The sequence below is a fragment of the Duganella sp. FT27W genome (assembly GCF_009295655.1).
GTDB classification, from domain to species: Bacteria; Pseudomonadota; Gammaproteobacteria; order Burkholderiales; family Burkholderiaceae_D; genus Rugamonas; species Rugamonas zoogloeoides.
This window is the reverse complement of record NZ_WHIV01000002.1, coordinates 184539-198680: the sequence shown is the minus strand read 5'-3', so window position 1 is coordinate 198680 and position 14142 is coordinate 184539. Positions and strand designations below refer to the sequence as shown.

Annotated in this window: 10 protein-coding genes; 7 read left to right on the top strand and 3 right to left on the bottom strand. The window is 63.6% G+C overall.

The window, feature by feature from the left end; genetic code table 11:
- Window positions 1–29: 29 nt before the first annotated feature.
- On the bottom strand, window positions 30–812 hold the full coding sequence (locus F8197_RS07125) for a MipA/OmpV family protein (RefSeq protein ID WP_152881319.1): 783 nt from the start codon (window positions 810–812) through the stop codon (window positions 30–32).
- A gap of 167 nt (window positions 813–979) precedes the next feature.
- Between F8197_RS07125 and F8197_RS07120 the strand changes: the two genes are divergently transcribed.
- Together F8197_RS07120 and F8197_RS07115 are read left to right on the top strand one after the other, a co-directional pair.
- On the top strand, window positions 980–1699 hold the full coding sequence (locus F8197_RS07120) for a glutathione S-transferase family protein (RefSeq protein ID WP_152881317.1): 720 nt from the start codon (window positions 980–982) through the stop codon (window positions 1697–1699).
- 81 nt (window positions 1700–1780) lie between these two features.
- The gene (locus tag F8197_RS07115; RefSeq protein ID WP_227012141.1) at window positions 1781–2806 is read left to right on the top strand and encodes an SDR family oxidoreductase; all 1026 of its coding nucleotides are present in this window, start codon (window positions 1781–1783) and stop codon (window positions 2804–2806) included.
- 7 nt (window positions 2807–2813) lie between these two features.
- On the opposite strand, the gene F8197_RS07110 is transcribed toward F8197_RS07115, so the two are convergent.
- The gene (locus F8197_RS07110) at window positions 2814–3347 is read right to left on the bottom strand and encodes a phasin family protein (protein WP_152881315.1); all 534 of its coding nucleotides are present in this window, start codon (window positions 3345–3347) and stop codon (window positions 2814–2816) included.
- 256 nt (window positions 3348–3603) lie between these two features.
- Here F8197_RS07110 and F8197_RS07105 point away from each other — a divergent pair, with 256 nt between their 5' ends.
- Window positions 3604–4395, top strand: a complete 792-nt coding sequence (locus F8197_RS07105; RefSeq protein ID WP_227012140.1) for an alpha/beta fold hydrolase — start codon at window positions 3604–3606, stop codon at window positions 4393–4395.
- Between the two features lie 191 nt (window positions 4396–4586).
- Here the strand turns inward: F8197_RS07105 and F8197_RS07100 are convergent, their stop codons facing one another.
- Window positions 4587–7973, bottom strand: a complete 3387-nt coding sequence (locus F8197_RS07100; RefSeq protein WP_152881313.1) for a discoidin domain-containing protein — start codon at window positions 7971–7973, stop codon at window positions 4587–4589.
- A gap of 154 nt (window positions 7974–8127) precedes the next feature.
- Between F8197_RS07100 and F8197_RS07095 the strand changes: the two genes are divergently transcribed.
- From F8197_RS07095 to carB, 4 genes are all read left to right on the top strand, one after another.
- The gene (locus tag F8197_RS07095; protein ID WP_152881311.1) at window positions 8128–9042 is read left to right on the top strand and encodes a patatin-like phospholipase family protein; all 915 of its coding nucleotides are present in this window, start codon (window positions 8128–8130) and stop codon (window positions 9040–9042) included.
- A gap of 24 nt (window positions 9043–9066) precedes the next feature.
- A complete protein-coding gene (locus F8197_RS07090) occupies window positions 9067–9477 on the top strand; it encodes a heme-binding protein (protein ID WP_019922141.1) in 411 nt (136 codons plus the stop codon).
- Window positions 9478–9692: 215 nt separating this feature from the next.
- Entirely contained in the window at window positions 9693–10862 is a 1170-nt protein-coding gene (gene carA, locus F8197_RS07085; RefSeq protein ID WP_056138558.1) for a glutamine-hydrolyzing carbamoyl-phosphate synthase small subunit, read from the top strand.
- Between the two features lies 1 nt (window position 10863).
- On the top strand, window positions 10864–14094 hold the full coding sequence (gene carB / locus F8197_RS07080; protein WP_152881310.1) for a carbamoyl-phosphate synthase large subunit: 3231 nt from the start codon (window positions 10864–10866) through the stop codon (window positions 14092–14094).
- Window positions 14095–14142: the final 48 nt, after the last annotated feature.

Here is a 14142-nt window from a genome sequence, read left to right as displayed (position 1 = left end):
TAGTCGCCCACGCCATTCACCGCGATTGCCTAGAACTTGTAGACCAGGCCGGTCGTGACCATCGGCGTGGTTTTGCGCTTGGTCAGCGGGCTGTCGGCCGCATCTCCGACCATGCGGGTCAAGCCGGCGGCGCTGGTGACCGACCAGCGTGCGTCGATCGCGTGGTTCCAGTTGACGCCGACGTTGATGTTTTCGAACCCGCGTTCGGCGCGGTAGCTGCCGTAGCCCGAGCGCGCGCTCTGGGTGGCGGTGACGCCGTAGTAGGTTTGCGCATGCTTGTTGTCGCCATAGACGGCGGAGGCGTTGAACGACAACTGGTCGGTGGTGCTGGTATAGAACGGTGTGGACGCGCCGATGGTGTAGGTGCTGCCGTTGTCGCGCCTGGACAGGGCCTGGGCGGTGCTCAGCGACAGGCCGATGGTGCCGACCTGGTAGGTAGCCGTCAGCAGGGCCAGCGCGCCGCCATGGACTTTGCCCATGCCGCGCAGGTCATCGGAACCGGCGCCGAAGTTGCGCTTGTGCTCGTCGCGCTTGCCGCCATAGCCGAGCGCGGCCGAGAGACCGAAGCCGCCGGCAGCAGTCTGGTAACCGAGGCCGCGCCGGGTGCTGGCAAAGAAGCCGTTGCCGAAGCTGTGGTCGAGGATGGGGGCGCCCACCAGGTGGTTGTCGTCGGCGCCGGCGTATTCGGGTACATAGCCGATGCCGATGCCGACCAGTGTACCTTCCGGAGCGGTCTGGGCAGCGGCATGGCCGGCGGCGCCGACAGCGCACAGGGAGACGAACAGGGGGGCTAACTTGAGGCTGAAACGCATGATGATTTCCTGGAAAGAGTGGTTCGGAGTCTGCTGGCATCTGGACGTGCCGGCTGGGACGGGTGGCAGTGTGTCACAAACCGCGCCAGACGCCGACACCGCAGGTGAAGTATCATTTGGCGAATTCAATGGTATCGCCTGCCGATGCCGCGCCCCCTGGAGCCGCCATGCCTGACACCCCTGCAAGACAGTCCGCCCCCGAGTCCGCAACCGAGTCCGCGGCGCCTGCACTGACCCTGTATTACCATCCGCTGGCGTCGTTTTGCCACAAGGTGCTGATCGCGCTATACGAAAACGGCACGGAGTTCGACAAGCGCGTCATCAACGTGGGCGAGGACGCTGACCGCGCCGAGCTCACGGCCATGTGGCCGATATGTAAATTTCCGGTGATCCGCGACCACGAACGGATGCGCGACATCCCGGAAACCTCGATCATCATCGAGTACCTGGACCGCCACTTTCCCGGCCCGCAGCCGATGATCCCGGCCGACTGGGACGCCGCGCTCGACGTGCGCCTGTGGGACCGGTTCTTCGACAATTACGTGCAGGTGCCGGTGCAGACCATCGTTACCGGACACCTGACCGGCATGCAGTGCGACCGTACCAAGGAGCGCACCAAGCTCAAGACCGCCTACAAGATGATCGAGAAGCGCATGGCCAGCCGCTCGTGGATGAGCGGCGAGCACTTCAGCCTGGCCGACTGCGCAGCGGCGCCGGCACTGTTCTACGCCGCCACGCTGTTGCCGTTCCCCGAGGAATACACCAACCTGCAGTCGTATTTCGAGCGGCTGGTGCTGCGCCCGTCGGTGCGCCGCGTGCTGGAAGAATCGAAACCTTACTTCCCGCTGTACCCGTTCGTGGCCGGGATTCCCGAGCGCTTCCTGTAGGGGTTAGTGCAGTGCCGCACGGTGCGCACGGTGAGAACTTGGAATGATGGGTTACTTCACTGTTCTCACTGAAAGGCAAGCATGCAACCCGAAAATCCCAACGCATCGCGCCGGGCCATGGTCGGCGGCCTCGCTACCGGCCTGCTGGGCGCTGCCATCGTTCCCGTCTCGGCAGCTACGGCTGCGGACCAGGTCAGCAAAGGCACGCCGGCATCCGCACCTGATGTGCCGCTGCTCGATCCACGCACTGCCTACAAGCAACCGCCATTCGCGACGCAACAGCAACCGTGGCCGGGCCTCAGCGGCAAGATGAACCCGCGCCCTGACCATGGTGAGACTACCTACAAGGGTAGTGGCCGCCTCAAGGGGCGCAAGGCGCTGATCACAGGGGGCGACTCCGGCATCGGCCGTGCTGCCGCCATTGCCTACGCGCGCGAGGGCGCCGACGTGGCGATCAACTACCTGCCGGCCGAGGAAGCCGATGCGCGCGAGGTAGCCGACCTGATCCGCGCCGCCGGCCGCAAGGCCGTGCTGATCCCGGGCGACCTCAAAGACGAAGCGTTTTGCCGCCGCCTGGTGGCGGACGCCGCGCGCGACCTTGGGGGGCTCGATATCGTGGTCAACAATGCCGCGCGCCAGTTTTCGCGCAAGTCCATTCTCGACCTCACCACCGCCGAGTTCGACGAGACCTACAAAACCAATGTGTATGCGACGTTCTGGGTGGCCAAGGCAGCGGTGCCGCTGCTTAAACCCGGCGCGACCATCATCAACACCACCTCGGTGCAGGCGTACGACCCGAGCGAAAACCTGCTCGACTACGCGTCCACCAAGGCGGCGATCATGAATTTCAGCAAGGGATTGGCCAAGCAGCTCGCTCCGCAAGGCATCCGCGTCAATGCGGTAGCGCCCGGGCCATTCTGGACTCCGCTCCAGGTCACGGGCGGCCAGCCGCCGGAAAAGCTGCCCGAGTTCGGCGCCGACTCGCCGCTGAAACGCCCCGGCCAGCCGGCCGAACTGGCTGCCGTGTATGTATTGCTGGCCTCTAACGAGTCGAGCTATGCCACTGGCCAGGTGTATGCGGCAGTGGGCGGAGCGGGAGGGTCATAAATTCCGGCTAGTTCTTGTTGCCGCTATCTTCCGCGCTTTGCATGGATGCCGGTTCCTGCATGGCGCGGTTTTGCGTGGCGACCTGGGCAAAGCGGCTGGCCTGGTCGATCAGGTCCCGGCTGGCGGTCTGGTTGATGCGCCATTGCTGGTCGGTTTCGGCCGCGGCTTTTTGCGACACCACCTCGGCCAGCGCCGTGGCCGTGCGCGTGGTTTGCGGCACGTGTTGGCGCATCACGTCGGTGATCGAGGTCTGGAAGTCGCTGGCGATTTGCGCCACGTGCCGCTGGTACGCATGCAAAGTCTGGGCGACGGCCTCTGCCGTGGGGGCCGCCACTTCGCTGCGCTCGGCAGCGGGCGTGAACACGGCTTGTTGCCAGGCATTGCTGGACTGTTGCAACCAGTCGCGACCGAATTGCAGATTGGCTTCTGCCAGTTGCCGGGCGGAGTGAACCACGGCCAGCGCCACGTCGTTGACGTACGCGATTCTTGCTGCGATATGCTCTTTGGCTACGGGCGAGATGGTGTCCACAAACGAATTCATGTCATGCTCCTCAAACTGGAAAGGGGCCAATACAGGAGGTGCCGAGAGCGCTTTGGCCGGACGCCCAGTTTCACAGTTTCGCAGGTTCAGCCGACGTGCGCCATACTTGTCCGGGCAGAAAACTTTAAATTTCCTCCATCGCCATATTTCATCGCACTCTAAGCAACGCTTAAGATCTGCAAGTGAACCCAGTCGTAATGCAGGCTTCGGCACACGGTGGCGCCGACTATAATATTCACCTTCTTCAGGAGAAATTATGTCGGCACCTTCAGTCCTTTATCTGCATGGCGGTCCGGGCCTGGGCCCCGTGTTCGAACTTGCCCGCTATCCCGATGCCACCCACGTCCACTGGTGGCGCCAGCCGCTGGCCAAGCCCTGCGCGGCGCGGCCGTTCCTGGACTTGCAGGCGTCCGCGCTGGACGAATTGCGCCGGGTGGCGGCCGAACGCGGCGCCCCGGTCACGCTGGCGGCCAGCTCGTTCGGCGCCCACCTGGCCGTGCACCTGGCGCGCCATGCGCCGGAGCTGATTGACCGTATCGTGCTGCTGGCCCCAACTTTCGACCCGGAACAGGCCGCGTTGCGCCTGGCCCGGCGCGCGTTCCGCGTGCACACCGACCACCCGTGCGCGGGCCAGCTGGCGATCGCGCTGGCGGCCTACGAGGACGATCCGGGCCGGCCCCGTTTCTGGGACGTGTTTGGCGCGCTGTCGTTGTTGCCCGATGTGACAGCGCTGTACTTCGGCCCCAACGGCGGCGAGGCGGCGGCGCGCTCGTTCGCGGAACTGATCGAGCAACCGGGCGCCTTTGACGGTCCGACATCGGTAGCAACCTCGGACGATTTTTCAGCGATCGATCGCCGCCCCGTGGCCAGCGCCTTCGGTGGCCCGGTGACAGTGCTGTTCGGTGCGCATGATCCGATGATCGATGCGCAGCAGGACCAGGCGGTGTGGAGCGTGATCTTCCCGCAGGCGGAGTTCTTCAAGGTGGAGACCGGGCATTTCCCGTTGCTGGAGCTTACCCTGGAAGAGTGCGGGATCGGCGCGCCGTAGCACACTGCACCCAGATCCGTTGCCGGGGTTCGGCGGTCTGAAAACGTCGTTGTGCATCGGCGGACCATCGCGCAAGCGGCGATCCAATTCGGCGCACATTTCAACGAATTGCACACAACTCGCGTACCCACCTCCGCGGCGGACCGCCATACGGTACGACAGCCAAGGAGCGCTCAGCTTGACGGCACTCGCTATTTCGCCGGCTTTTTCGGCTCCGCCGGCCCGATATTTTCATCGATATCGCTCGACGCCGACTGTACCCGCTTGTAATCGACCGCGCCGCTGTTTTCCGGCAGTGGCGCACCCATGTACACCAGCGCCAGTTCGGCCAATGCCGCCGTGTTGTCGGCGCCAAAGCCCGACAGGGCGGTGAAGCGCAGCTGGCGCGCCGTCACGTTGCGGCCGAAGGCGATGCGCTGCTGGTCGTAGGTCGAGACCAGCGCGCCGCGTTGCAGCTCCTGCCAGTGCGCGCCGTCGTCGCTGGTCTCGACCAGGTATTCGCGCACATCGCCCTCGTGGTCGCGGTGGTTCTGGCGCGGCATCAGCACCAGCCCGGAAAATGACGCCGGCCTCGCCAGGGTGATGGTCAGCGCTTGCGGCATGCGCTGCGCCTTCTGGTCGCCAGCGCTCCAGAACGTGTTCGGATCGCCGTCGATGGCGTAAGCGGGGTTGTTGTCTCCCGCCGCCTGCGCACCAAGCTTTTTCATCACCAGCGTATCGAACAGCGCCAGCCGCACCTCAAAGGCGCTGACGGCCACTTGCGGCTCGAAGCGGCTCGACGCCATGTAGTCGAGCACCGACTTGCGCAGCTGGCGCGCGACGATGCGTTGGTCCAGGTTCGAAACCAGGTCGGCGCTGGCAATCATCAGGCGGCCGTTGCCGACCTTTGCTTCCACCAATAAACCCAGTTTGTAGTTGCGGTTCCAGTCATCGACCGGCTGGACGATCGGTTGCAACGCGGCCGGCAATTTATCGAGATTGATGGTGCGCGCGCCCTTGATCAGTTCCGTCCATTGCCAGTCGTTGAACCGGTCGGTGGGGAAGTGCGCCAGCGCCGGGTGACGGTTGTCGATCGCAACGCCCAGCGTGCGGCTCCAGGCCGGGTTCATCAGGCGGTTCCAGAACACCGGCACGCTGTCGAGCGGAGGGCCGCTCCAGTCCAGGTCCGCCGCCAGCGGCAGGTACAACACCTTGCCACCTTGCGCCAGGCGCGCTTCGGCCGCGTTCCAGCTGCGCGTGACCAGCACATCGGCTGGCTCGGCCTTGTTGGTGGCTGCTGCCGGATATACCCAGATGCGCCAGTCATTTTGCCCCGCAACGCGTGGTGCGCCGGCGGGTGTGCCATTCACCGCACCATCGATCGTCACTTCAAGGCGGTAAGTCCGCGGCGCCGCCAGGTCGCGCAGTGGCAGTTCGATCGTGCCCAGCGCGATGTTCTTGCCGATGGCGATGGTCTGGCGCGCGAAGGCGCCGCTGGCCGCTACCTGGCCGGCGTCGTCCAGCAGTTGCCAACGCGGTTGCGCATCGACTAGCGGGGCGGCGCCGAAGTGCGCGACTTCCACCGGTACGGTCAAGCTGTCGGTCGTGGTGTACACGCGCTTGGACAGGCGCGCCAGCGGCACAGTCTCTCCGTTAAAACGGCGGAACTCGGGCGCCGTCACATAGCCTTTCGGTTCCCAGAAGGTATCGAGCACGCCGACCAGCGCCGTGCCCTGGCCCAGGTAGTCGTGCAGGTCCAGCAATTGATAGCCGCCCAGGCCCGGCGTGCGCAGGTTCGCTTCGATTTCTTCCTTGTAGGCCTGCACCTGGAATTTGCCCGAGGCCCAGGCAAAATCCTTGTTGCGCGCGGCCATGCCGTGGCGCGCCAGCGAGTCGCGGAAGATCTCGTAGTTCCCCGGCCGCAGGTAGCCGGTAAATTTATCGACGATATCGTAGTCGGGGTAGGCCACCCATTGCCCGGTCTCGTGCGACACGACCGGCACGTTGACACCCTCGAGCGAGGCGCCGTAGTCGCGCCCGAACCAGCCACGTTCGCCGCGCAGCGGCTTGGGGCCGATGCGCTGCATGGCCAGGTAGTCGGTACCCTCGGCCAGTCCCGGCACCTGCTTTTCGGTGTGGCCGGTGCCGTTGGTGTACAGCCGGCGCGGGTCGGCCTGGCGATAGTGGGCGATCCACTTGTCGAATGCTTCTTTCCACTTGCCTTTCGGTTCGTTGCTGGGGCTGAGCAGCAGGAACGATGGGTGGTTGCCGTAGGCGCGGATCATGCGGTCGGTTTCTTCGTACAGCATCGCTTCCATGGCCGTGCCGGGCGAGACGTCGTTCCACATGCCCGGTTCCGGTTGCAAATAGACGCCCAGTTCATCGGCGGCCTGGAACGCCGCCTCGGGCGGGCAGAACGAGTGGAAGCGGATATGATTGATCCCCCAGTCCTTGTTGATCTGGATGATCTTTCGCCAGTAGGCGAGGTCGGTGGGCGGATAGCCGGTGAGCGGGAAGTCGCCGCCATGGTGGGTGCCGCGCAGGAAGATGGTGCGGCCGTTGAGCACGAAGTCCTTGCCGACGGCGGCAATCTGGGCGAAGCCGAAGCGTACGTTCTTCGTGTGGGCGGCATTCGGCCCTTGCAGTTGCAGGCGCAAGTCGTGCAGCACCGGGTGGAATTCGTCCCAGGTCTGCGCGTTGGCTGCAAACTTGACGGTGAACTCGGCGCCGCCGCCGCTCTCATTCCAGCGCACCGGATGGCGCACGCCGTTGGCGGTGATGGCGCCGCTGCCGGCGCGCCCGCCCGCGTTGCCGATCTTGATCTTCACCAGGGCTGTGCGGTCTTGCACGTTCGGGTATACCTGGGCGTCGTCGATCCATACCGGGGACGTCGCGCGCAGTTCCAGTTTGCCGATGATGCCGTTCCAGCTCATGCCCAGCGAATCGGATACCGAGTGGGCGTCAGGCCGGTACGCCATCAGCATGCGGTTGTCCACCCGGATCGAGATGCGATGGCGGCCCGGCGCCAGCAGGCCCAGGTCGTATTCATGCTCCGCCACCAGGCTCAGATTACTGCCCACCTGGCGGTCATCGACCCACACGGTGGAGCCCCAGCGCGGCCGCTCCAGGTGCAGCACCACGCGCTGGCCGCGCCAGCCCTTGGGCACATCGCCTCGGCTGCCGGCTACGACCGGAATGTCGATATCGCGTTGGTACCACGCGGCGCCCAGGTAATGCTTAGGCGGCTGTGACAGGAACGGCACCTTGACCTGGCCGGGCGTGGTGTGGGTCTTGTAGTCCTCGCGCAGCTGCCACTGTTTGTCGTACAGTGACAGCACCCACGGCGTGCCGGTGCCGATGTCGTCGCCATAGCCTTGCGCCTGCAGGATGCCGGGCAGGGCGATCCGGTCTTGCAAGTCTTGCTTGAACCATTGCTGCTGCACGCCGGTATCCTGGCGGTCGAGCGCGAAGCGCCACTGGCCGGCCAGGTCGAGCACCATGCCGGCATCTGGCTGTGGCTGCGCCTGTGGCGCGGCGCCGGCGACCGGCGCGGTCAGGGAACTAAAGAGGAGGAGGGCGATGGCGAGAATGCGCTGCATGGCAGACCTTGGCGACGGCAATGGCCGGGAAGCGCAGATTATCGGCCATAGTCCGGCGCTTGCGGGCGCGCGGACGCTCAAATCGCTGCGCGTTTGGCGGTGATGGGGGTGCTTGCGTTAGAATGTGCTGCGCCCATTTTTCATGCGACCATTCATGTCTTCACGCCGTCTTGCCCTTTTATCCATCACGCTCGCCGTTGCCGCCCTCAGCGGCTGTAAAACCACACCGGTGATCGAGACCCCTGCACCGATTACGCCAATTGCGGCGCCCGAACCGAAGAAAATCAAGATCGGCCTGGCCCTGGGCGGCGGCGCCGCGCGCGGCTTTGCCCACATCGGCGTGATCAAGGCGCTCGAAGCGCAAGGCATCTACCCGGACGTGGTGGTCGGCACCAGCGCCGGCAGCGTGGTCGGCGCCCTGTACGCGGCGGGCAATACCGGCTTCCAGCTGCAAAGACTGGCGTTCGACATGGACGAAGCGGCGATTTCCGACTGGGCCATGCCGCTGTTCGGCAAGAGCACCGGCGTATTAAAAGGCGAGGCGCTGCAGGCGTATGTGAACAAGGCGGTGGGCAACTTGCCGATGGAAAAACTGAAGATTCCGTTCGGCGCAGTGGCGGCGGACCTGAAAAACGGCCAGCCGATCCTGTTCCAGCGTGGTAATACCGGCATGGCGGTGCGGGCCTCGTCGTCGGTACCCGGCGTGTTCCAGCCGGTGACCATCAACGGCCGCACCTATGTCGATGGCGGCCTGGTGGCGCCGGTGCCCGTAAAATTCGCGCGCGACATGGGCGCCGACTTCGTCATCGCCGTCAACATCTCCACCCAGGCCGACGTGCAGGCCACCGTCAGCTCGGTCGATGTGATCATGCAGACGTTTAGCATCATGGGCCAGCGCATCAACCAGTACGAATTGAAGGACGCCGACATCGTCATCACCCCGAGCCTGGGCAAGATGGCCGGCAACGATTTTAATAGCCGCAACCAGGCCATCCTGGCGGGCGAGCAGGCTGCCGCCCAGGTGATGGCCCAGATCAAGCAAAAGATTGAGGCCAAGCGCCGCCCTTAAAAACGATTTATCCATAGGAGTGTCATGCAAACCAAACCATACCTGTCGCTTGCCGACGTCAAGAAAATCGCTGCCGCCGCCGAAGCGGAAGCCCTCGCCAACAACTGGGCCGTGGCGATCGCCATCGTCGATGACGGCGGCCACTTGCTGTGGTTGCAGCGCAATGATGGCGCCAACGCGCTGTCCTCGCACATCGCCCCGTCGAAAGCGCGCGTGGCCGCGCTGGGCCGCCGCGAATCGAAGATTTACGAAGACATCATCAACGGTGGCCGCACCGCGTTCCTGACCGCACCGTCGCCGCAGGCCGATGGCATGCTCGAAGGTGGCGTGCCGATCATCGTCGATGGTCACGTGGTGGGCGCAGTGGGCGTGTCGGGCGTGAAATCGACCGAGGACGCGCAGATTGCCAAGGCGGGGATCGCCGCAGTCGTGTAACGTTGCTGTCGAATCAAGGGCCGCCAATTCGGGCGGCCTGCCTTGTCAAACGGTGGGGAACTGGTTATAATTCAAAGGTTTAGCCAATCACACCCTACCGTAGCGACTACCACTCACTCCATCATCAATTGACCTTCTACCCGCACATCACCACGCGGGCACAACGACGGTCGTCTGACGTGGCGCAGCTACGGTAACTTTATCAGGAGTTGCCCTTGCCGCCATTTTTTTCTGGCTCCACCGTTCCAGCCATACTGGCCCTCGCTGATGGAACCATCTTCAAAGGTTTTTCGATCGGCGCTGCCGGTCATACGACCGGGGAAGTCGTTTTCAATACGTCCATGACCGGTTACCAGGAGATCCTCACCGATCCTTCCTACAGCCGCCAGATCGTCACCCTCACTTACCCGCACATCGGCAACTACGGCATCAACCCCGAAGACGTCGAGTCGTCCAAAGTCCACGCCGCCGGCCTGATCATCCGTGACCTGCCGCTGCTGGCCTCGAACTTCCGCTCCACCCAGTCGCTGGCCGAGTACCTGAAGGCCGAGAACATCGTTGCCATCTCCGGTATCGACACCCGCAAGCTGACCCGCATCCTGCGCGAAAAGGGCGCCCAATCCGGCGCCATCCTGGTCGGCACGCAAGGCAACGAGCCATCGACGTCGCAAGCGCTGGACCTGGCCCGTTCGTTCCCCGGCCTGTCGGGCATGGACCTGGCCAAGGTGGTTTCGGTCACCAAGTCGTACGAAACCGTTGAAACCGAATGGACTCTCGGTGAAGGCTACGGCCAGTTGGCTGCCGCCGACCAGAAATTCCACGTGGTCGCCTACGACTTCGGCGTCAAGCGCAACATCCTGCGCATGCTCACCGCGCGCGGCTGCAAGGTCACCGTGGTGCCGGCGCAAACGTCCGCTGCCGATGTGCTGGCGCTGAACCCGGACGGCGTGTTCCTGTCGAACGGCCCTGGCGACCCGCAGCCATGCGACTACGCGATCGCTGCCGCCCGTGAATTCATGGCCAAGAAGATCCCGCTGTTCGGCATCTGCCTCGGTCACCAGATCATGGGCCTGGCCTCGGGTGCAACCACCCTGAAAATGAAATTCGGCCACCACGGCGCCAACCACCCGGTACAGGACCTCGACAGCAAGCAAGTGCTGATCACGTCCCAGAACCACGGCTTCGCAGTCGATCCCGACACCCTGCCAGCCAACTGCCGCGTAACCCACGTGTCGCTGTTCGACGGCTCGCTGCAGGGCTTTGAACGTACCGATACGCCGGCATTCTGCTTCCAGGGTCACCCTGAAGCATCGCCTGGCCCGACTGACGTCGCTTACCTGTTTGACCGCTTCATCGGCCTGATGGAAGCTACGGAGAAAAAATAAGATGCCTAAACGTTCTGACATTAAAAGTATTTTGATTATTGGCGCTGGTCCGATCATTATCGGCCAGGCCTGCGAGTTCGATTATTCCGGCGCCCAGGCCTGCAAGGCCCTGCGCGAAGAGGGTTACAAAGTCATCCTGGTCAACAGCAATCCTGCGACCATCATGACCGACCCGGAAATGGCCGATGTCACGTACATCGAGCCGATCACCTGGCAAGTCGTCGAAAAAATCATCGCCAAGGAAAAGCCGGACGCGATCCTGCCAACCATGGGCGGCCAGACTGCGCTGAACTGCGCACTGGACCTGCATCGCCACGGCATCCTCGACAAGTACAAGGTCGAGCTGATCGGCGCCACGCCGGAAGCCATCGACAAGGCCGAAGACCGCTCCAAGTTCAAGGATGCGATGACCAAGATCGGCCTGGGCTCGGCCCGTTCCGGCGTGGCGCACTCGCTCGACGAAGCGTGGGCGGTGCAGCGCGACGTCGGCTTCCCGACCATCATCCGTCCATCGTTCACCATGGGCGGCAGCGGCGGCGGTATCGCGTACAACGAAGAAGAATTCGAAGCGATCTGCAAACGCGGCCTGGAAGCGTCGCCAACCAACGAGCTGCTGATTGAAGAATCGCTGCTGGGCTGGAAAGAGTACGAGATGGAAGTGGTGCGCGACAAGGCGGACAACTGCATCATCATCTGCTCGATCGAGAACCTGGACCCGATGGGCGTGCACACCGGCGACTCGATCACCGTGGCGCCAGCGCAAACGCTGACCGACAAGGAATACCAGATCATGCGCAACGCCTCGCTGGCAGTGTTGCGTGAGATCGGTGTTGATACCGGCGGCTCCAACGTGCAGTTCTCGATCAACCCGGCCGACGGCCGCATGATCGTCATCGAAATGAACCCGCGCGTGTCGCGTTCGTCGGCCCTGGCCTCGAAAGCGACCGGCTTCCCGATCGCGAAAGTCGCGGCCAAGCTGGCCGTGGGCTTTACCCTGGACGAGCTGCGCAACGAGATCACCGGCGGCGCCACGCCAGCATCGTTCGAGCCATCGATCGACTACGTGGTCACCAAGATCCCGCGCTTCACGTTCGAGAAATTCCCGACCGCCGACCATCACCTGACCACGCAAATGAAATCGGTCGGCGAAGTGATGGCGATCGGCCGCACCTTCCAGGAATCGTTCCAGAAAGCCTTGCGCGGCCTGGAAGTGGGCGTCGATGGTCTGAACGAAAAAACCAAGGACCGCGAGAAGATCGAAGAGGAACTGGGCGAGCCAGGTCCCGAGCGTATCTGGTACGTGGGCGATGCCTTCGCCCAGGGCTTCACGCTGGAAGAAGTGCACGCGCTGACCAGGATCGATCCATGGTTCCTGATCCAGATTAAAGAGATCGTGGACATCGAGCTGTGGCTCGACACGCAAAAGCTCGACCTGCTGGACAAGCCCACGCTGTACAAGCTCAAGCAAAAAGGCTTCTCGGACCGCCGCCTGGCCTTCCTGCTGCAAACCGATGCCAAGGCCGTGCGCACCCGTCGCCACGAACTGGCGATCCGTCCAGTGTACAAGCGCGTGGACACCTGCGCCGCAGAATTCGCGACCAACACCGCGTACATGTACTCGACGTACGACGAAGAGTGCGAGTCCGCCCCGACCGACAAGAAAAAGATCATGGTGCTGGGCGGTGGCCCGAACCGTATCGGCCAGGGTATCGAGTTCGACTACTGCTGCGTGCACGCGGCGCTGGCGATGCGCGAAGACGGCTACGAGACCATCATGGTCAACTGCAACCCTGAAACCGTCTCGACCGACTACGACACGTCCGACCGCCTGTATTTCGAATCGCTGACGCTGGAAGACGTGCTGGAAATCGTCGAGCTGGAAAAGCCGGTGGGCGTGATCGTCCAGTACGGCGGCCAGACCCCGTTGAAACTGGCGCTGGACCTCGAAGCGAACGGCGTGCCGATCGTCGGCACCTCGCCGGACATGATCGACGCCGCCGAAGACCGCGAGCGTTTCCAGCAACTGCTGCACAAGCTGAACCTGCGCCAGCCGCCTAACCGTACCGCCCGTACCGAAGCCGATGCCCTGGCGCTGGCGCAGGAAATCGGCTACCCGCTGGTCGTGCGTCCATCGTACGTGCTGGGCGGCCGCGCCATGGAAATCGTCCACGAGCAGCGTGACCTCGAGCGCTACATGCGCGAAGCGGTCAAGGTCTCGCACGATTCGCCGGTGCTGCTCGACCGCTTCCTGAACGACGCCATCGAGTGCGACGTCGATTGCATCAGCGACGGCGAAACCACCTTCATCGGCGGCGTGATGGAACACATCGAACAGGCTGGCGTGCACTCGGGCGATTCGGCCTGCTCGCTGCCGCCGTACTCGCTGGCGCAAGAGACCATCGACGAACTGAAACGCCAGACCGCGCTGATGGCCAAGGGCCTCAACGTGGTCGGCCTGATGAACGTGCAGTTCGCGATCCAGAAGCAGGACGTGGACGGCGTACAGCAGGACGTGGTGTACGTGCTGGAAGTGAATCCGCGCGCTTCGCGCACGGTACCGTTCGTGTCGAAAGCGACCGGCCTGCAACTGGCCAAGATCGCCGCCCGTTGCATGGTCGGCCAGACCCTGGCAGCGCAAGGCATCACTGAAGAAGTGGTGCCGCCATACTACAGCGTCAAGGAAGCCGTGTTCCCGTTCGTGAAGTTCCCTGGCGTCGATACCATCCTGGGACCAGAGATGAAATCGACCGGCGAAGTGATGGGCGTGGGCCGCACCTTCGGCGAAGCGTTCGTCAAGTCGCAGCTGGGCGCCGGCGTCAAGTTGCCGAAGTCGGGCAAGGTGTTCCTGTCGGTGAAATCGTCGGACAAGCCGCGCGCCGTCAAGGTGGCGCGCGACCTGGTCGATGCCGGCTTCTCGCTGGTGGCAACCAAGGGCACCGCTGCCGTGATCTCCACGGCTGGCATCCCGGTCATTGCTGTCAACAAGGTGGCCGAAGGCCGTCCGCACATCGTCGACATGATCAAGAACCACGAGATCGTGCTGGTGATTAATACGGTGGAAGAAAAACGCAGCGCCATCAACGACTCGCGCGCGATCCGCACGTCGTCGCTGGCCTCGCGCGTGACCACGTACACGACCATCGCCGGCGCCGAAGCGGCAGTGGAAGGCATCCGTCATCTCGACGAATTGCAAGTGTACGATTTACAAGGACTGCATAAGGCTTTACACTAAACCTTCGGTGGCAGTAAAACCTACTGCGCGTCCCGCTATCGCCTCTCC

Coding starts and splice junctions, on each gene's coding strand:
- carB (WP_152881310.1), top strand. CDS start 10,864: ATGCCTAAACGTTCTGACATTAAAAGTATTTTGATTATTGGCGCTGGT.
- F8197_RS07105 (WP_227012140.1), top strand. CDS start 3,604: ATGTCGGCACCTTCAGTCCTTTATCTGCATGGCGGTCCGGGCCTGGGC.
- F8197_RS07100 (WP_152881313.1), bottom strand. CDS start 7,973: ATGCAGCGCATTCTCGCCATCGCCCTCCTCCTCTTTAGTTCCCTGACC.
- F8197_RS07110 (WP_152881315.1), bottom strand. CDS start 3,347: ATGAATTCGTTTGTGGACACCATCTCGCCCGTAGCCAAAGAGCATATC.
- F8197_RS07090 (WP_019922141.1), top strand. CDS start 9,067: ATGCAAACCAAACCATACCTGTCGCTTGCCGACGTCAAGAAAATCGCT.
- F8197_RS07120 (WP_152881317.1), top strand. CDS start 980: ATGCCTGACACCCCTGCAAGACAGTCCGCCCCCGAGTCCGCAACCGAG.
- F8197_RS07095 (WP_152881311.1), top strand. CDS start 8,128: ATGTCTTCACGCCGTCTTGCCCTTTTATCCATCACGCTCGCCGTTGCC.
- F8197_RS07125 (WP_152881319.1), bottom strand. CDS start 812: ATGCGTTTCAGCCTCAAGTTAGCCCCCCTGTTCGTCTCCCTGTGCGCT.
- F8197_RS07115 (WP_227012141.1), top strand. CDS start 1,781: ATGCAACCCGAAAATCCCAACGCATCGCGCCGGGCCATGGTCGGCGGC.